The organism is Qipengyuania sp. B-5 (assembly GCF_056857815.1).
Genome location: NZ_JBSXNU010000054.1, coordinates 210351 through 227139, shown reverse-complemented (window position 1 = coordinate 227139; position 16789 = coordinate 210351). Strand labels below are relative to the sequence as shown.

General features: G+C 62.0%; 24 protein-coding genes. 17 read left to right on the top strand and 7 right to left on the bottom strand.

Annotated elements, in window-relative coordinates:
• Window positions 1-7: 7 nt before the first annotated feature.
• The 3 genes from spt to AC13CE_RS14710 all read right to left on the bottom strand — a co-directional run bounded on the left by spt (window position 8) and on the right by AC13CE_RS14710 (window position 1982).
• The gene (spt, locus tag AC13CE_RS14720) at window positions 8-1258 is read right to left on the bottom strand and encodes a serine palmitoyltransferase (RefSeq protein WP_482972870.1); all 1251 of its coding nucleotides are present in this window, start codon (window positions 1256-1258) and stop codon (window positions 8-10) included.
• Window positions 1255-1500 carry an acyl carrier protein gene (locus AC13CE_RS14715; RefSeq protein ID WP_221538311.1) on the bottom strand — a complete coding sequence of 82 codons (246 nt, stop codon included), beginning with the start codon at window positions 1498-1500 and terminating at the stop codon, window positions 1255-1257. The genes spt and AC13CE_RS14715 overlap by 4 nt, the downstream gene beginning before the upstream one ends.
• 113 nt (window positions 1501-1613) lie before the next feature.
• Entirely contained in the window at window positions 1614-1982 is a 369-nt protein-coding gene (locus AC13CE_RS14710; RefSeq protein WP_221538312.1) for a response regulator, read from the bottom strand.
• A gap of 108 nt (window positions 1983-2090) precedes the next feature.
• On the opposite strand from AC13CE_RS14710, the gene AC13CE_RS14705 reads away from it, so the two are divergent.
• Genes AC13CE_RS14705 through AC13CE_RS14685 form a run of 5 tightly spaced genes read left to right on the top strand, consistent with a single transcriptional unit; the run spans window position 2091 to window position 5286 of the window.
• The gene (locus AC13CE_RS14705; RefSeq protein ID WP_482972869.1) at window positions 2091-2327 is read left to right on the top strand and encodes a DUF3572 family protein; all 237 of its coding nucleotides are present in this window, start codon (window positions 2091-2093) and stop codon (window positions 2325-2327) included.
• Window positions 2324-2953 (top strand): HAD family hydrolase, encoded by a 630-nt coding sequence (locus AC13CE_RS14700; RefSeq protein ID WP_221538313.1) that lies wholly within the window; start codon window positions 2324-2326, stop codon window positions 2951-2953. The genes AC13CE_RS14705 and AC13CE_RS14700 overlap by 4 nt, the downstream gene beginning before the upstream one ends.
• On the top strand, window positions 2950-3408 hold the full coding sequence (locus AC13CE_RS14695) for a RidA family protein (protein ID WP_482972868.1): 459 nt from the start codon (window positions 2950-2952) through the stop codon (window positions 3406-3408). The genes AC13CE_RS14700 and AC13CE_RS14695 overlap by 4 nt, the downstream gene beginning before the upstream one ends.
• On the top strand, window positions 3386-4153 hold the full coding sequence (locus AC13CE_RS14690) for a glycerophosphodiester phosphodiesterase family protein (protein ID WP_482972867.1): 768 nt from the start codon (window positions 3386-3388) through the stop codon (window positions 4151-4153). Before AC13CE_RS14695 ends, AC13CE_RS14690 begins: the two co-directional genes overlap by 23 nt.
• Window positions 4150-5286, top strand: coding sequence for a GNAT family N-acetyltransferase (locus AC13CE_RS14685; RefSeq protein ID WP_482972866.1), 1137 nt, complete (start codon window positions 4150-4152; stop codon window positions 5284-5286). Before AC13CE_RS14690 ends, AC13CE_RS14685 begins: the two co-directional genes overlap by 4 nt.
• A 1-nt stretch (window position 5287) precedes the next feature.
• Here AC13CE_RS14685 and AC13CE_RS14680 read toward each other — a convergent pair whose 3' ends face one another.
• Entirely contained in the window at window positions 5288-5617 is a 330-nt protein-coding gene (locus AC13CE_RS14680; RefSeq protein ID WP_482972865.1) for an SEL1-like repeat protein, read from the bottom strand.
• Window positions 5618-5905: 288 nt separating this feature from the next.
• On the opposite strand from AC13CE_RS14680, the gene dksA reads away from it, so the two are divergent.
• The 7 genes from dksA to kynU all read left to right on the top strand — a co-directional run bounded on the left by dksA (window position 5906) and on the right by kynU (window position 11525).
• Entirely contained in the window at window positions 5906-6364 is a 459-nt protein-coding gene (gene dksA, locus AC13CE_RS14675; protein ID WP_221538318.1) for an RNA polymerase-binding protein DksA, read from the top strand.
• Between the two features lie 126 nt (window positions 6365-6490).
• Complete coding sequence (locus tag AC13CE_RS14670; RefSeq protein ID WP_482972864.1) at window positions 6491-6856, top strand: PilZ domain-containing protein; 366 nt, start codon at window positions 6491-6493, stop codon at window positions 6854-6856.
• A gap of 43 nt (window positions 6857-6899) precedes the next feature.
• Window positions 6900-8363, top strand: a complete 1464-nt coding sequence (locus AC13CE_RS14665; RefSeq protein ID WP_482972863.1) for an ABC transporter substrate-binding protein — start codon at window positions 6900-6902, stop codon at window positions 8361-8363.
• Between the two features lie 5 nt (window positions 8364-8368).
• The gene (locus AC13CE_RS14660) at window positions 8369-8842 is read left to right on the top strand and encodes a DUF4112 domain-containing protein (protein WP_221538321.1); all 474 of its coding nucleotides are present in this window, start codon (window positions 8369-8371) and stop codon (window positions 8840-8842) included.
• A 36-nt stretch (window positions 8843-8878) separates the two neighbouring features.
• Window positions 8879-9670: a tryptophan 2,3-dioxygenase gene (locus AC13CE_RS14655; RefSeq protein WP_482972862.1), complete on the top strand. Its 792-nt coding sequence runs from the start codon at window positions 8879-8881 to the stop codon at window positions 9668-9670.
• Complete coding sequence (kynB, locus tag AC13CE_RS14650) at window positions 9667-10308, top strand: arylformamidase (RefSeq protein ID WP_482972861.1); 642 nt, start codon at window positions 9667-9669, stop codon at window positions 10306-10308. The genes AC13CE_RS14655 and kynB overlap by 4 nt, the downstream gene beginning before the upstream one ends.
• The gene (gene kynU, locus AC13CE_RS14645) at window positions 10308-11525 is read left to right on the top strand and encodes a kynureninase (protein WP_482972860.1); all 1218 of its coding nucleotides are present in this window, start codon (window positions 10308-10310) and stop codon (window positions 11523-11525) included. The genes kynB and kynU overlap by 1 nt, the downstream gene beginning before the upstream one ends.
• Before the next feature lie 695 nt (window positions 11526-12220).
• Here kynU and AC13CE_RS14640 read toward each other — a convergent pair.
• Complete coding sequence (locus AC13CE_RS14640) at window positions 12221-12865, bottom strand: HNH endonuclease (RefSeq protein ID WP_247710273.1); 645 nt, start codon at window positions 12863-12865, stop codon at window positions 12221-12223.
• Window positions 12866-12958: 93 nt separating this feature from the next.
• Here AC13CE_RS14640 and gluQRS point away from each other — a divergent pair, with 93 nt between their 5' ends.
• Genes gluQRS through AC13CE_RS14615 form a run of 5 tightly spaced genes read left to right on the top strand, consistent with a single transcriptional unit; the run spans window position 12959 to window position 15972 of the window.
• Window positions 12959-13789 (top strand): tRNA glutamyl-Q(34) synthetase GluQRS, encoded by an 831-nt coding sequence (gene gluQRS / locus AC13CE_RS14635; protein WP_482972859.1) that lies wholly within the window; start codon window positions 12959-12961, stop codon window positions 13787-13789.
• Between the two features lie 10 nt (window positions 13790-13799).
• The gene (locus AC13CE_RS14630; RefSeq protein WP_482972858.1) at window positions 13800-14030 is read left to right on the top strand and encodes a hypothetical protein; all 231 of its coding nucleotides are present in this window, start codon (window positions 13800-13802) and stop codon (window positions 14028-14030) included.
• 13 nt (window positions 14031-14043) lie between these two features.
• The gene (locus AC13CE_RS14625; RefSeq protein ID WP_482972857.1) at window positions 14044-14622 is read left to right on the top strand and encodes a cob(I)yrinic acid a,c-diamide adenosyltransferase; all 579 of its coding nucleotides are present in this window, start codon (window positions 14044-14046) and stop codon (window positions 14620-14622) included.
• A 60-nt stretch (window positions 14623-14682) separates the two neighbouring features.
• Window positions 14683-15555 carry a 3-hydroxyacyl-CoA dehydrogenase NAD-binding domain-containing protein gene (locus tag AC13CE_RS14620; RefSeq protein WP_482972856.1) on the top strand — a complete coding sequence of 291 codons (873 nt, stop codon included), beginning with the start codon at window positions 14683-14685 and terminating at the stop codon, window positions 15553-15555.
• A gap of 60 nt (window positions 15556-15615) precedes the next feature.
• Window positions 15616-15972, top strand: coding sequence for a hypothetical protein (locus AC13CE_RS14615; RefSeq protein WP_482972855.1), 357 nt, complete (start codon window positions 15616-15618; stop codon window positions 15970-15972).
• On the opposite strand, the gene AC13CE_RS14610 is transcribed toward AC13CE_RS14615, so the two are convergent.
• Window positions 15973-16386 (bottom strand): YidH family protein, encoded by a 414-nt coding sequence (locus tag AC13CE_RS14610; protein ID WP_482972854.1) that lies wholly within the window; start codon window positions 16384-16386, stop codon window positions 15973-15975.
• A 41-nt stretch (window positions 16387-16427) separates the two neighbouring features.
• Complete coding sequence (locus AC13CE_RS14605; protein WP_482972853.1) at window positions 16428-16784, bottom strand: hypothetical protein; 357 nt, start codon at window positions 16782-16784, stop codon at window positions 16428-16430.
• Window positions 16785-16789 lie beyond the last annotated feature (5 nt).

Sequence of the window (16789 nt, the reverse complement as noted above, 5' to 3'; positions counted from 1 at the left end):
GGCCGTCTCAGATGATCCCGGTTTCGCGGCCCGCTTTCTCGAAGATTTCGAGTATCTGTCCGACTTCTTCTTCGCTGTGCTCGGCGCATAGCGAGCAGCGCAGCAGGGTCATGTTGGCAGGCGTTGCCGGGGGCCGTGCAAGGTTTACATAGAGCCCGCCGCGGATCAGCGCCTCCCACATATGCGCGCCCTTTTCGAGATCGGGCATGATCACCGCGATGATCGCGCTCTGCGCCTCCTCGGTTCCCAGCTTGAAGCCGAGATCGCGCAGACCCTTGTGCAGGGCGCGTGAATTTTCCCACAGATGCGCGCGCTTGTTGGAGCCGTGCATGAGCTTGCGGATGCTGGTGGCCGCAGTCGCGACCACGCTCGGCGGCAGCGAGGCGGTGAAGACATATGGGCGGCAGACGAGGCGCATGATCTCGAACTTCGGGTGGTTCGAAACGCAGAAACCGCCCACCGTGCCGACACTCTTGGAGAAAGTGCCGATGATGAAATCGACATCGTCGATCACCCCCGCATCTTCCACCACGCCGCGGCCGTTCTCGCCGATAAAGCCCATCGAATGTGCTTCGTCGACCAGCACCATGGCGCCGTATTTCTTGGCGATGGCGACCATTTCCTTCAGGGGCGCAATGTCGCCGAGCATCGAATAGACGCCTTCGAGCACGACCAGCTTGCCCGCACCTTCGGGGATGCGGCGCAGGCGCTTTTCCATCGCCTCGATATCGTTGTGTTTGAACGGCACGACTTCGGCCTGGCCCATCGCGCAGCCGTCCCAGATGCTGGCATGGCTGTCGATGTCCAGAACGATGTAATCGCCCTTGCCCGCGATAGTGGAGATGATCCCGAGATTGGCCTGGTAGCCGGTCGAGAAGACCATCGCATGGTCCATCCCGTAAAATTCGCGCAAAGCCTCTTCGCATTCCTTGTGGCCCTGGTAGGTGCCGTTGAGGACGCGGCTGCCAGTGGTGCCGGAACCGAAATCGGACAGGGCCTGCTTTCCGGCTTCGACCACATCGGGATCGAAGGTCATGCCCATGTAATTATAGGTGCCGAGCAGGATCGTCTCGCGCCCGTTGCAGATCGCGCGGGTGGGCGAGAGCACCTTTTCCATCACCAGGTTGAACGGATCCTCCCGCCCATACGCAAGCAGGCCTTCGCGCAGCGCGATGACATCGTCGAACTTGGAGAACAGGTCCCGGTTATCGCCTTCCAGCGCCTCGGGCTTGTCCGGCTGAAGGATGCCTTCGCTCATGAATCGGCCTGGAGCTTGTGGACCGCGTCAACGAGCTGGCCGTAATTCTCGATTTCGGCCTGCTGGTTCATCGAGATGATGATGTCGAATTCGTCTTCGATCTCGGCAACGAAATCCATCACCGTCAGGCTGTCGAATTCGAGATCGTTCTGGAAAGTGGTCTCTTCCTTGATCTCGATGCCCTTCTTGTTGAAGGGTTCGGCAAGTTCGCGGATTTTCGCGTCTACCTCTGCACGGTCCATTGGTGGGTCCAGTTCTTCAAAATAAGCGGTGCGGCCCGCGGTGCTACGGGTCCGAACGAATGGGGCGGCAAAGCGGTTTCCGGTGCCGCTTGTCAAGCGTGCAGCCGTTTCTCTCAGTCGGAAAGCAGCTTGCGCACGGCGGCCATGAAGGGGCCGATCGACACCGGTTTGGCGAGATAATCTTCCGCGCCTGCATCGCGGATCCGCTCTTCATCGCCCTTGCCAGCATAGGCGGTGACGGCAAGAACGGGTATGCTTTCCAGCGACTTGTCGGCCTTCAGCCGCGCGATCAGATCCACCCCGCTGACATTGGGAAGCTGGATATCCATAATGACCAGTTGCGGTTCGGATTTCTTCGCGGTGGCCAGAACATTGCTTCCGTCGGAAACCGGCACCACTTCATAACCGTTCGCCTTCAGCACGTCACAAAACAGCTTACGGTTAAGGTCGTTGTCCTCGACAACGAGGATTCTCTTTGCCACGGGGCCAGTCACTCCTGCGAATATGGACCGCAGGCTTAGGAGCAAGCGAAAGGACTGACAATTCCGGTAAGCGATAAATCGGCGGATCGAGACGAGCGCACGCCGGAGGTGTTCGCACTGGAAGCGCTCGGCTGGGCGCTGACCGATGAAAAGCGCGCTGAGCGCCTGCTTTCATTGACTGGTCTCACCCCCGAACGTCTGCGCCACGGTATCGACGACCGCAGCGTCCAGGCCGCGGTGTTGGACTTTCTCGCAGGCCACGAATCCGATCTCGTCGCCGCTGCCGATGCCCTTAACACCAGACCCGAAACCCTTGTCGCTGCCGCGAAGGAATTGAACGCATGACCCGCCCCTTGATCATTTCCGACTGCGACGAGGTGTTGCTCTACATGGTCTCGCCCTTCAGGGACTGGCTGGCCGAAACGCAGGGCGTGGAATTCCGCATGAGCGGCAATGATTTTTCGCAGGCGCTGCGCTGGCAGGACAGTGGCGAGGTGCTCGAGCAGGATGAAATCTGGCGCAAGCTCGGTCAGTTTTTCGACACCGAAATGCACAGGCAGGCCCCGATTCCGGGAGCGATCGAGGGGATCAACACACTGGCCGAGGAAGCCGATGTGGTGATCCTCACCAATCTCGTGGACAAGCGGCAAGCGATGCGGACAGAGCAGCTTGCGGGCCACGGCCTCAACGCACGAGTCTTCACCAACCAGGGCCCCAAGGGCCCGGCACTGCAGAACATCCTTCAGGAATATCGCCCGTCTAAGGCGATTTTCATCGACGATCTGGCGCAGCACCACCGGTCCGCGCGCGAAACGATTTCGGACATCACGACGCTCCACCTGTGCGGCGAGCCTATGCTCGCCCCGCATATCGACTGCGCCCATAGTTCGGGCCATGCCGACGCGCGGATCGACAGCTGGGATGATGCTTTGCCGTGGCTGCGAGCGCAACTGGAAAGGGAAAACGCATGAGTATCGAAACCAAATTGGAAGAGCTGGGTATAACGCTGCCCGAAGCGGCTGCGCCCGTTGCCAGCTATCAGCCGCTCGTTGTGTCGGGCGACACGGCCTATGTCTCGGGCCAATTGCCATTTGTCGATGGCAATCTCGTTACCGGCAAGCTGGGCCAGGACGTCACGCTCGAACGCGGACAGGAAGCGGCGCGCGCCTGCGGTTTGATGATCCTCGCGCAGTTGAAGGCGGCAGGCCTGCTCGACCGCGTGGAGAAGGTCGTCAAGCTGGGCGGTTTCGTTAGTAGTGTGCCGAACTTTACAGGTCAGCCCAAGGTGGTGAACGGGTGCAGCGACCTGATGGCCGAAGTGTTCGGCGATGCGGGCCGCCATGCTCGCAGCGCGGTCGGCGTACCGGTGCTCCCGCTCGACGCCGCGGTCGAGGTTGACGCGATTGTCGCTCTTCGCCCCGCTTGACCGGTTGATCGTTCACTCGCCCGATCCAGCGCGGGTCGGGTGGTTGCGTGAATGGACCTATGCCCATCGCGGGCTGCATGGCCCGGGCGTGCCGGAGAATTCGCTCGCCGGCTTCGCGCTGGCAGTCGAGCGCGGCTTGGGCATCGAATGCGATATCCAGCGCAGCCGCGATGGCTGTGCCATGCTTGTCCATGACTGGGAGCTCGAACGGCTGACCGGTGTAAGCGGGCCGCTTGCCGCGCATAGCGCGGAGGAACTGGCGCAGATCGCCTTCCTCGACAGCGAGCACAAGCTGGCGCGGCTCGACGACCTGCTGCCAATCGTCGGCGGACGAGTGCCGATCCTGATCGAGATCAAGTCACGGCGCGGATACGATGTGAAACGCAGCTGCCGTGCGGTGGCGAAGGCGCTCGAAGGCTATGACGGGCCGTATGCGGTGATGAGCTTCGACCCGCGCGTATGCGTGTGGTTCGTAAAGCACTCGCCGCAGACGGTCTGCGGCCTCGTGATGCGTGAAGATAAAGTCGGCATGACCCAGAAGGCGTGGCAGCGGCACATGGCGCTGTGGGTCGCGAAGCCTGAATTCCTGGCCTATCATGTTGCGGCATTACCCAATTCGATGGTCTCCGCGCTTCAAGGCCGCGGTATGCCGGTCCTGACCTGGACGGTGGATTCTCCCGCCGCTCGCGCGCACGGCCTGGAGCATGCAGACGCCTTGATCGCCGAGGGAGAAGGCCTGACGTGAACGGGGAAGGACTAGCCGCGCGAATCGCCGGATCGGTCGGCTCGATAGACGCCGCGGCATGGAACGCGCTGGCAGGCGACAATCCCTTCGTTTCCCATGAATTCCTCACCGCGCTGGAAGATTCTGGCAGCGTTGGGCCCGGCACGGGCTGGCAACCCGTTCCGCTGGCGATTTCTTCCGGTGACGGCCCGCCACTTGCCGCCATGCCCGCCTACGCCAAGGGTCACAGTCAGGGCGAATATGTCTTCGACCATAGCTGGGCCGATGCCTATGAGCGGGCCGGAGGAAGCTATTACCCCAAGCTGCAGATCGCCGTACCCTTTACCCCTGCCACGGGACCGCGACTGTTGCTGTCGGACCCGGCGCTGGCCCCGCCGCTGCTGTCGGCGGCCGAGCAGCTTTGCCTGCAGAACCGGTTCTCCTCTGCCCACGCCACCTTCATCGAACCGGATCAGGTTCCGCTGTTCGAAGCATCGGGGTGGCTGCTGCGGAGCGATATCCAGTTCCACTGGATCAATCAGGGTTTCGGGAGTTTCGACGATTTCCTCGCCACGCTGACCTCGCGCAAGCGCAAGGATCTGCGCAAGGAACGCGCTGCTGCGCAGGCAGGTTTGGAGATCGTCCGGCTCACCGGCGATGCCATCCGCTCCGAACACTGGGATGCGTTCTGGCATTTCTACCAGGACACCGGGGCGCGAAAGTGGGGCCAGCCCTATCTGACCCGCGCAACCTTCGACCTGCTGGGCGAAAGGATGGGCGAAAAAATCGTGCTGGTACTGGCGCTGGAAGACGGCGAACCCATTGCCGGGGCACTCAACTTCATCGGCGCCGAGGCAATCTACGGGCGATATTGGGGCTGCACGAAGCAGGTCCGCTTCCTGCATTTCGAGCTGTGCTATTATCAGGCTATTGATCTGGCGATCGAGCGGGGCCTATCGCGGGTCGAGGCGGGTGCGCAGGGCGGGCACAAGCTGGCCCGCGGCTACGAACCGGTCGAGACCGTTTCCGCCCACTGGATTGCCGACCCCGGCTTCCGCGCGGCGGTGGCGGATTTCCTCGAGCGCGAGCGCGAAGGCGTGACCGCCGATCGCAATTATCTCGAGAGTCGAACGCCCTTCCGCAAAGGGGGTTGATTCAGGCAACCTTGCGCGATCCGTCTGCCAGCCATTCGCGTGCGCGGCGCTGGGCTTCGGCGATCTCGCGGGCAGTCATCTCGTCGGAAACATCCGCCCGGCACCAGGCTGCTTCTTCGTGACCCTTCGAGGCAGCGATATTGAACCATTTGTGGGCTTCGATCATGTCGGCGCAGCAGCCGTGGCTGCCGGTCGAAAAGACGACTCCCAGATCGTAGAGCGCATCGAGACTACCGTTCTCGTACTCACGCATATATTCTTTGATGGTGACCAGGGCTTCGTCGTCCTGCTCGATACGGCCTGCGCCGCCTTCAATGGCCTTGAGTTGCATGTTCGGAAACTCCCCCGTTCCGGATCCGGCCCCCGCCGGTGAAGTCCACGTTCGCCTGTTATGGTCAATAAATAGTTAACGGCAAAAAGCATCGAATTGCGTCGATCCTCTTCGGTAGTCTGCGCTTAATCTGTCACAGCCTATGGGAATTCCCGAAAGCCGCTTGCGGGGATTCTGTGGCGCTCCTATAGGCCGCGCCATCGGAGCGCCGCGGGAGCCGGAAAAATCCGGGCCAGCGGGAAGGCGGCACTCCGCACAAGAGAGTTGGGAAGAAGGGTACCACACTCAATGGCCACTACGGCTTCGAATGTTTCGGAAAAGCTCGCCAAGGCGAAGGCTGCCGTCGACCCTGATTATGTGCCCTCTGATGACGAAGAATACATGGGAGACAGGCAGCTCGATTATTTCCGCATGCTTTTGCTCGACTGGAAGAAATCGATCCACGATGCGGCCGACCAGACGCTCCAATCCCTGCAGGATGGTCCGATCCGCGAACCCGACCTCAATGATCGGGCCTCTTCGGAAACCGACTGGGGTATCGAACTGCGGACCCGTGATCGCCAGCGCAAGCTAATCTCGAAAATCGACGCTGCCCTGCGGCGGATCGACCAGGGCGAATATGGCTGGTGCGAAGTGACCGGCGATCCGATCGGCCTGAAGCGTCTTATCGCCCGGCCGGTCGCGACCATGACGGTCGAAGCGCAGGAAGCGCATGAACGCCGCGAGAAAATTTCGCGCGACGATTGAACGTCTTACTGGAAAAGTTAGCGGATTAACCGTTTTCGCCAACCATTGGTTATCATCCTGCGCGTAGGTTTCTTGCCATTGGGACAGGACGCGACCGGGATCGGTAATAACGGGAAGCGAAGTGTGATGACTGCAATCGACACGCGCAATCTGAAGCGCGACAGCCTTTTCCTCATGGCCGACGTGCGGCTCGAAGGGTCTGTGCGGAGCGAACGGGTCAAGGTCCGCAACCTTTCCGATGGCGGCATGATGATAGAAGGCGAACTGATCGCCTCAGCCGGGCAACGCGTTGTAGTCACCTTGAAAAAGATTGGCGAAGTAGGCGGTGTGGTGGCGTGGAGCCAGAGCGCGCGCGTTGGGATTTCCTTTGACGAACCGGTCGATGCCGGACTCGCCCGCACCAGCCTCGTGCGCGAAAAGTCCGAGGCACCGCGCTATGCCCGCCCCGCAGTCGCTCCGGCAACGCACGTCTGGGGTGTCCGCCAGGTCTGAACGGCGTGCTTGAACATAGGCGCGGCGCTGCTACGTCGGAATTATGCGCTGCCCCATTCCGGTCCTGCTGATCTTCGCCCTGCTGGGCGCCTGCAGCGCCGGCGCGGATGACGGCGAGGTCGACGTGGCCTATATCGGTACAACCGCATCGCTGTTTTCCTCCGATCGGGAACTGAACGCCGGGGCGCAGTTGATGCGTTCCGCCCAGCGGCAGGGCCTCGTGCGCCTGAACGCGCAGGGCGAAGTGGTCCCCGGACTGGCCGAACGCTGGATCGTGACCGACGACGGGGAAAGCTACATCTTCCGAATCAGGGAATTCGATCTGCCGGATGGAACGCGCCTGACGGCGCAGGCCGTGGCGGACAGCCTCGACCGCACGATCGACCGGCTCGATGGCACCAGCCTCGGTTTCGATCTGGAAAAGGTGCTCGATGTGCGCGCAATGACGGGGCGGGTCATCGAGATACGTCTGCGCAGCCCGATGCCGGGCTTTCTCAGCCTGCTCGCCCAGCCCGAACTGGGTATTGCCCTGCGCAATACCGATGCGGGGCCGATGGTGGCGAATCTCGATAACGGCGCGGCCGTGCTTCAGGCCTTGCCCCCTGAACAGCGGGGCTTGTCCCCGCAGGACGACTGGGAAGACCAGGTCAGGACGGTGCGCATCAGCCCCCTTGCGCCGCAAGCGGCGGCTCGCGCCTTCGCACAGGGACAGGTCGACATTCTCCTTGGCGGACGGCTGGAGACCTTGCCACTGGCCATTACCGGGGCCCTGTCGCGCGGCACGGTACGGGTGGATCCGGCAATCGGACTCTACGGGCTGGATGTGGTGCGGCCCGAGGGTTTTCTCGCTTCACCGACTAACCGCGAAGCGCTGGCGCTGGCGATAGATCGGCCCGCACTTGTGCAGCAGTTCAACCTTGCCGGCTGGACCGGATCGAGCCGGATCGTGGCCGATGGCCTGCCGGGCGATGATGGTACGGTGGGCGAACGCTGGCAGGGTCTTTCGCTGGAAGAGCGGCGCGCGCGCGCTTCCTCGATCGTGCAGCAATGGAAAAATGGGGCCGGTAGCGATGTCATGCTTGCCATCGCACTGCCGCCCGGTCCCGGCTCCGACTTTCTCTTTTCCGCCCTTGCACGAGATTTCTCGGCGATCGGGGTCGATCTGGAAAGGGTCCAAAGCGCAGAGTATGCCGACCTAACCCTGCGCGATACGGTTGCGCGTTATCCCGGCGCGCGCTGGTTCCTGAACCAGTTCAATTGCGAGGTTTCGGCACCAGTCTGTTCGGCGGACGTGGATTTCCTCGTCCAGCTTTCGGTCGACGCGGCGAACCCGGCGGAAGAAGCGTCGTACCTTTCCGAAGCGGAACAGACGCTCACCGCGACCAATCTCTACATCCCCCTGGGCGCGCCTATCCGCTGGTCGCAGGTGCGGGCGGGGGTGGAAGGATTTTCGGAAAACAGCTGGGCTTTCCATCCCTTGTTCCCATTGAGCCGCGCCCCCATCTAGGCCCGATGGAAGACAATCGCCTTACGCCGATCGAGCCTGAGAATGCCTCTGGGAACACGGGATTCGGTTCGCAAGGCACCACGGGACCGCTGCGTTTCGACTTTCCGACTGGCAGCGATCCTCAGTCGATCCGTCGCCGGGTCGAAGCGATGGAGATGATCCTCGAGCGCAGCCTGGTCTTGCCGGGCACGAACTACCGGATCGGTCTCGATACCATCGTGGGTCTCGTGCCCGTGATCGGCGATCTGATTACGGCCGCTATGGGTAGTTACATCGTCTGGGAAGCGCGCAATCTCGGCCTGCCGAAATGGAAGCTGTGGCACATGATGGGCCGCATCGGTTTCGATACGGCGGTGGGCGCGGTACCTCTGGTGGGGGATGCGTTCGACCTCGTTTACCGGTCGAACAGCAGGAACCTGAAGACGATCAGGAAACATCTCGACAGACATCATCCTGAAACGAAGGTCATCGACCAGTAGTTTGCGCGGCGCGCAATGCGCGCTAGGGCGGCGGGCATGGCTTCCGACGTTACCTATTCGAGCTATCTCGACCTCGACCGTATTCTTTCCGCGCAGCATCCGGCCAGCGATGCGCATGACGAGATGCTGTTCATCATCGTCCACCAGGCCAGTGAGCTGTGGCTCAAGCTGTGCCTCCACGAGCTGGAGGAAGCCCGGACCTGCATCCAGCAGGACCGGCTGCGCCCCGCCTTCAAAATGCTCGCCCGCGTGGCGCGTGCGCAGGGGCAGCTGATCCAGAGCTGGGACGTGCTCAGCACCATGACCCCGCATGACTATTCGACCATCCGCCCCTTCCTCGGCGGATCGAGCGGGTTCCAGAGCGCGCAGTACCGGATGATGGAATTCCTGCTCGGCGGGCGCAATCCGGACATGATCACCATGCACGAAGCGACGCCCGAAGTAGCGGGGGGGCTGCGCGAGGAGCTCACCCGCAAGAGCATCTATGCCGAGGCCATCGCGCTGCTGGCGCGGCGCGGGTTCGACATTCCGGACGACATCCTGCGGCGCGATCATGGCAGCGCGTGGGAGCATTCTCCGGCAGTCGAGTCGGCCTGGGCAGAGATTTACCGTGACCCGAAGGAATATTGGGACCTCTACGAACTGGCCGAAAAGCTGGTCGATCTCGAATACCATTTCCAGCGCTGGCGCTTCGGCCATCTCAAGACGGTCGAGCGGATCATCGGTTTCAAGAAGGGCACCGGCGGTACTCCTGGCGTTCCGTATCTCGCGGGTGTGCTTAAGGCTGCCTTCTTCCCCGAACTTCTCAGCGTGAGGACGGCCCTATGAGCAGCTGGAAGAGCAAGCGCCGTATCTGGGATATCAGCCAGGTCCTCCGTCCGGGCCTGCCCGTCTGGCCGGGCGATACCGCATTCGCTTTCGAGCGCACATGGCGGATGGACGAAGGCTCGCCCGTAAATGTCGGCAAGATGACCATGAGCACGCATTCGGGCACCCACGCCGATGCGCCCCTGCATTATGCCGAAGACGGGCTCGACGCAGCGAGCATGGAGCTCGACCCCTATATCGGCACCTGCCTGGTAGTCGATGCGCGCGGCGTGAACGGTGAAGTCGACGTGGCCGACCTGCCGCATATCGACAGTGTCGACCGCGTGCTGTTCCGCACCTGGGACGCGTTCCCGCATGACGAATGGCGCAGCGACTGGCTGCCGATCGCCGCCGAAACGGTCGAATGGCTCGCGCTGCAGGGCGTCAAGCTGATCGGCACCGATGCGCCCAGCGTCGATCCGCAGGAGAGCAAGGCGATGGACGCGCATCACGCGGTGCTGAAACACGATATGCGCATTCTCGAAGGGCTGGTGCTCGATGACGTGCCGGAAGGGCGTTACGAACTGATCGCCCTGCCGCTCAAGGTCGGCGGCGGCGATGCCGGGCTGTGCCGTGCGATCCTGCGGGAGCTTGCGTGATGCTCGACCGGGCAAGAGTGCTCGATGCGGGCGATCCGCTGGCGGAATATCGCGAACGCTTCCTCGTGCCCGAAGGCGTGATCTACCTCGATGGCAATTCGCTGGGTTGCCTGCCCAAGGCAACGCCAGCACGGATCGAACAGGTGGTGCGCGAAGAGTGGGGGCAGGACCTCATCCGCAGCTGGAACAGTGCCGGCTGGATCGACATGCCCGCCCGCGTCGGGGCAAAAATCGCCCCGCTGATCGGCGCGCAGCCGCACGAAGTGATCGCCTGCGATTCGACCAGTGTGAACCTGTTCAAGCTAATCTCCGCCGCGCTGGCGATGAGGCCGGATCGCAAGGTCGTTCTCAGCGAACCCGGTAATTTCCCGACCGACCTCTACATGATCGAAGGGCTGGAGAAGCAGGGCCTTGCGACACGGCGACTGGCCGAGCGTGGCAAGCTGATCGAAGCGCTGGATGAAAGCGTCGCCCTGCTGCTGCTCACCCATACGCATTACAAGACAGGCGAGCTGTTCGACATGGCGGAACTGACCCGCGCCGCACATGATGCAGGCGCGCTGGTGCTGTGGGACCTCTCGCACTCGGGCGGCGCGTTGCCGATGGACCTGAACGGGTGCGGAGCCGACTTTGCCGTCGGTTGCGGCTACAAGTATTTCAATGGCGGCCCCGGCGCGCCGGCCTATGCCTTCGTCGCCGAACGGCATCTGGAAACCGCGCAACAACCGCTGACCGGCTGGATGGGCCACGCCGCCCCTTTCGCCTTCAGCGATGATTACGCGCCCGCACCCGGCATCGAGAAACTGCTCTGTGGCACGCCTCCGATCCTCGGCCTCGCCGCGCTGGAAGTGGGCGTCGACCTCATCGCCGAAATCGGCGTCGACCGGCTCTATGCGAAATCGCAGAAACTGTCCGAGTTCTTCCGCCAGTGCCTCGCCGAAGGCGGCGTGGCCCTCGACCTCGTCAGCCCGGCAGACCCCGCCCAGCGCGGCAGCCAGCTTTCCTTCCGTGCGGGCGAAGCCTACGCGATCTGCCAAGCGCTGATCGCCCGCGGCGTCATCGGCGACTTCCGCGATCCCGATATCCTCCGCTTCGGCTTCGCCCCGGCCTATCTACGCTTCGAGGATATGACCGAAGCCGCGCGGCATCTGGCAGAAGTGCTCGAAGCCGGCGAATGGCAGCGCGACGAATTTCGCGAGCGGGCAGCGGTTACCTGATAACTAAAATGGGGTGGATTTGCGACCGTCGGCTGTTAGCCAAGGAAACCTCAAAAGCGGTCACCATATTAGACCGACCAAGTGGAGACGCAGCCCTGTCGGACCCACTTGTTCTCTATCCTCGAAAAATAGCAAACACCGCCGCTACCGAGCAATTCACCACCGAGCCAGCCTCCGGAAATAGCTGCTTGTCTGGCGTCCGATGAGATCCAGAATTTGTCGAAAGGAATGTCATTGGAGTGATGAAGCGTGACCCGGCCGCCTGGGCATCGAACTCGGGCTGGTAGCGCCTTAAATTTCTCATCGCCGGAAATGGCGTTTAGGTCAGCCATTCTTTTGGGGTCTTCTTCCCAGGAGACAGGCCCGAACGGCTGCCATTCAACATCAGCGGTCGACGGAGCGGTTGCGCATCCCGATAATAGCCCGACGCCGGCAAAACAGAGCAACCGTAAAATCACAGTCCGCTTTTATGCAGTTTTGCGAGGCATTGGAATGTCCTGAATGGCGTCATTAGCAGACTTCCCGCACGTGCTGTCCTACATCCCGCAATTTATGCCATCGCGGCATGATGCGTTGCCAGTTTCCCCTCCACAAACACCGTAGAAAACGGGCTACCGCTCCCTCCAGCTTTTTAGCTCTTGGACAGTGTAACAGGTGGTCCATGTCTCAGCGTCACACTCGCGACGCTGAACGAATCACGCTTCCAGTTCGATGTCCCAATAGAGCCAGTCGCGCCAGGTTTCGTGGAGGTAGTTCGGCGGGAACTGCTTGCCGTGCTGCTGCAACTGCCAATGCGTCGGGCGGATCGGTTCGGCATAGAGCTGCATCCCGGCCTGCTTCGGTGTGCGGCCGCCCTTCTTCATGTTGCAGGGCGCGCAGGCGGTGGCGATGTTTTCCCATGTCGTCTTGCCGCCCAGTCGGCGGGGGACGACATGGTCGAAGGTGAGATTGTGCTGGTCGCCGCAGAACTGGCAGGAAAACCGGTCGCGCAGGAAGACGTTGAAGCGCGTGAAGGCCGGAAATTCGGACGGCTTCACATATTGCTTCAGCGCGATCACGCTGGGGATCTTCATGTCGAGATTGGGCGAATGGACCTCGCGGTCGTAGGTCTCGATCACGTCCACCCGGTCGAGGAAGATCGCCTTGATCGCCGTCTGCCAGGGCCACAGGCTGAGCGGGTAATAGGAGAGCGGCGTATAGTCTGCGTTGAGCACCAGGCTAGGGCACGATTGCAGATTGCGCGTCGGATCCTCGGCGCTACTTCGGAACCTGGCGGCCCGTTCCAGCAGTTCGGCCCTGAACACTTTGGCGTTCTCCCCGATCTCTTGGGTTTGATACATCCACTTGCACGGGAAAGCGTCAAGTGTGTTACGCACTGGCTTTCCACAGACTTGTCCCGTGCATATCCACATGGGCCGCGATAGGAAGCACGCATGGTGGTTACCCGTTTCGCGCCGAGTCCCAACGGATCGTTGCATCTCGGTCACGCCTTTTCGGCGATTACGGCGCACGATATCGCGAAAGAGCGGGGCGGGCGCTTCCTTCTGCGGATCGAGGATATCGACGGCGAACGCTCGCTGCCCGAAAAGGCAGAGGAATTTCGCGCGGATCTAGCCTGGCTGGGTCTCGAATGGGAGGAGGTGCCTGCACAATCGACCCGGCTGGCGAATTACGAGGAGGCGGCGCAGTACCTGCTGCACGAAGGCCTGCTCTATCCCTGCACCTGCACGCGCAAGGATATCGCTGCGCTGGGACCGCGCATGGGCCCGGAAGGCGCGGTCTATCCCGGCACCTGCAAGGGACAGGCGCTCGATCCGGACAAGCCGGCGGCGCTGAGGCTCAATGTCGACCGCGCGATGACGACATTGGGTGAGCTGTTCTGGGAAGACGAGGTGGGCGGCACGCAGATCGCCGATCCGAGGCCCTTCGGCGATGTCGTGCTGGTCAGGAAGGATGCGCCGGCGAGCTACCATCTCGCCGCGACGCTCGATGATGCCGCCGACGGGGTGACACTGGTCACGCGCGGGCAGGACCTGTTTTCCTCCACGCATATCCACCGTGTATTGGAGGAACTGCTCGGCCTGCCGGTGCCGACATGGCACCATCACCCGGTTCTGCTGGACGAGGAAGGCGAGAAGCTGGCCAAGCGGCGCGGCTCGCCCAGCCTGGCCGACCGCCGCGCAGCAGGCGAAGACGGGCTCGCGCTCGCCCGCCAGCTTCGGAAGGGGGAATTCTCCGCTGGTATTACGCTGGCGAGCGCCTAAGTAGGGGGACATGAACACAGTCCTCGTCATTGTCCTGCTCCTGGCCATGATCATGGTCGTCATCTCGCTCGTGCGCGGAGTGGTCGCTTTCCTGCAAAGCACCAAGATCGATCTGCAAAGCGGCGAGCAGGTCGACGCCACACAGATGCAGCTGAAGCAGAACAAGGCGATGATGGCACGCGTGAAATGGCAGGCGGTGGCGATCGTAGTAATCGCGGTCATCCTCGCAACCGCCAGCTGATCCGCCGCCGCCAGTGGTCAAGCTCAACAAGATATACACCCGTACCGGGGACGACGGCACCACGGGCCTCGTCGATGGTTCGCGCCTGCCCAAGCACGCCGCGTGCATGGAAGCGATTGGCGCGGTGGACGAGGCGAACTCCGCGCTCGGTCTCGCTGCCGTGGCGCTGGCCCCCGGCGAGCATGGCGAGGCGCTCAATCGCATCCAGAACGACCTTTTTGATCTTGGCGCCGACCTTGCCACACCGGCCGGGGAGGGTGACGATTTCAGCCCGTCCGAAATGGTGCTGCGGATCGTATCGGCGCAGGTCGAATGGCTGGAGAAGGGTATCGATGCCCTCAACGCGAATCTCGAGCCGCTGACCAGCTTCGTGCTGCCGGGCGGTACCGAGCAGGCCGCGCGCCTCCATGTCGCACGCGCCGCGGCGCGCCGCGCCGAGCGTGCGATGACGTCCATGGCGGCTACCGAGCCGACCAATCCGCAGGCGCTTGCCTATATCAACCGCCTGTCGGATTACCTCTTCGTGCTTGCCCGCGTCGCGAACGACGGCGGTAGGGACGACGTGAAATGGATTCCGGGCGCTAATCGCTAGCCAAGGCTCCTCTCCCTCGTTAGACCGCGCGTTTTGCTGCAGGTGCGAAGGGATTTTTCGATGAGCAAGACGATCGCCATTATCGGCGCGGGCCAGATGGGTTCGGGCATCGCCCAGACCATCGCCCAGAACGGCATGGATGTGCTGCTCGCCGACGTCAGTCTCGAACTGGCCGAACAGGCTGTCGGCAAGATCGACAAGGCGTTCAGCAAGCTGGTCGGACGCGGCAAGATCGAGATCGCTGAAGCGGACGCCGCGATGAAGCGCATCACCCCGGTCGGCGACTACAACGGGATGGGCGAGGCCGAATTCATCATCGAGGCGGCGACCGAGAAGGAAGAAATCAAGAAGGCGATCTTCGAGAAAGCGGGCGAGAAGCTGGGCGCCGATGCCATCATGGCCTCGAACACCAGTTCGATTCCTATCACCCGCATGGCAAACTATGCGCCCGATCCGGCCCGCTTCATCGGGCTGCACTTCTTCAATCCCGTGCCCGTCATGGGGCTGATCGAAGTAATCCCCGGTCTTGCCACCTCGGAAACCACGACTGCCCGTACCCGAGCTTTCGCCGAGGCGCTCGGTAAGGAAGTGGTGCTGAGCCAGGACGAACCAGGGTTTGTGGTCAACCGTATCCTTCTGCCCATGATCAACGAAGCCGTCTTCGTGCTCGGCCAGTCGATCGCCGGCATCGAGGATATCGACAAGGGGTGTCGCCTCGGCCTGAACCACCCGATGGGGCCGCTGCAACTGGCCGATTTCGTGGGACTGGATACCTGCCTCGACATCCTGATGGTGCTCTACAAGACTACGCGCGACACCAAATATCGGCCCGCGCCGCTGCTGGTGAAATATGTCGAGGCCGGCTGGCTGGGGCGCAAGACCGGGCGCGGGTTCTACGATTATTCGGGCGAGGAGCCGGTTCCTACCAGATAGCGGGCAAGAAGCGGGAACGGGGCGGAAGCTCCGCTCGTTGATTCGAAAAGGAGATTTTCGATGAGCGACAGCAAGAACACCCCGGTTGGCGAAAGCCAGGAAGCGCGCCAGGCGGGCCTCGCCCCCGAAACACATAACGATGAGCAGGACGATCACCGCAATCAAGCGCAGGAAGTCGCCGAGCAAGCCCGCGGAGTGACCACCGAAACCCACTCACCGACCGAAAGCGAGAAGAGCGAGAACGTGTCCGGCCTGATGAACGATTCGACGCAGGATACGGTCGATCACATGCGCGACATGGAAAGTTCGGGCCGCATCGACATGGGTGCCTATCTCGGCGAGGAAAATCACGATGACAATGTCGACAAATACGGCAAGGGCAAAAAGCCAGACGGCCTGCGCGGCGACGGCACCTGATTAATTGCTGTCGAGATTCCCGTCGTTAAGGAGCCACAGCCCGGCGGTCAGCAGTAGTGCTCCGAACGCTACCGAATAGGCGAGCAGGCGGAAATTCGGCTGCTTGATCGGATCGAGCTTATGCGAATCAAGCTTTTTGAGCGTGTGATAGGTCCTTCTTTGTGCATTGATCGCTAACCAGCCTCCGGCAAGGATGAAGATCGTGGCAATCGCCTTGGCCAGCCATGGCGGATCGAATTCCCCGAACACGGCCTTGAATGCGAGGCCGATGCCGATCGCGGCAAAGGCTGTACGCATCCATCCCGCGAAGGTCCGCTCCATCGCCATGATGTTGCGATCTTCGGCCAGGTCGGTCCGAAACTCTGCCCACGCCGTGCTTTTGTCTTGATCTTCAGGCGGATCGTCCTGTGCCATGTGAGAACAACCGACCCGCAGGGATCGCGGTTCCAGAACGATCAAATAGGTTCGGCGCTGACCAGAGGTTGGGCATCGTTGATCAGGTAGCTCTTGTCTTCAGGGTCCGTGTCCGCGGGGCCTTCGTTCGAACCGGCGTCCGCATACCAGCTATCCAGTGTCAGCGGTTCCTCATTTCTCAGGGCGGCAGGTTCGGCGGGAACGCTCGCGGAGTCGCCCCGGGATGGCGAGGGATCGGTGGCTACTATGCTGTCCGGGGCTGCATGCCCGGTAAGAAAGGCCCGTTCCGCATCGCGCATCTGAGTCTCGCGTCCGAAATGGCTTTGCAGCACGTAAAGTCCCCCGCCGCATAGGGCAGTGAGGAGAGCCAATCCGATGAAGGCCGAGCGGAGGGACATAAGCG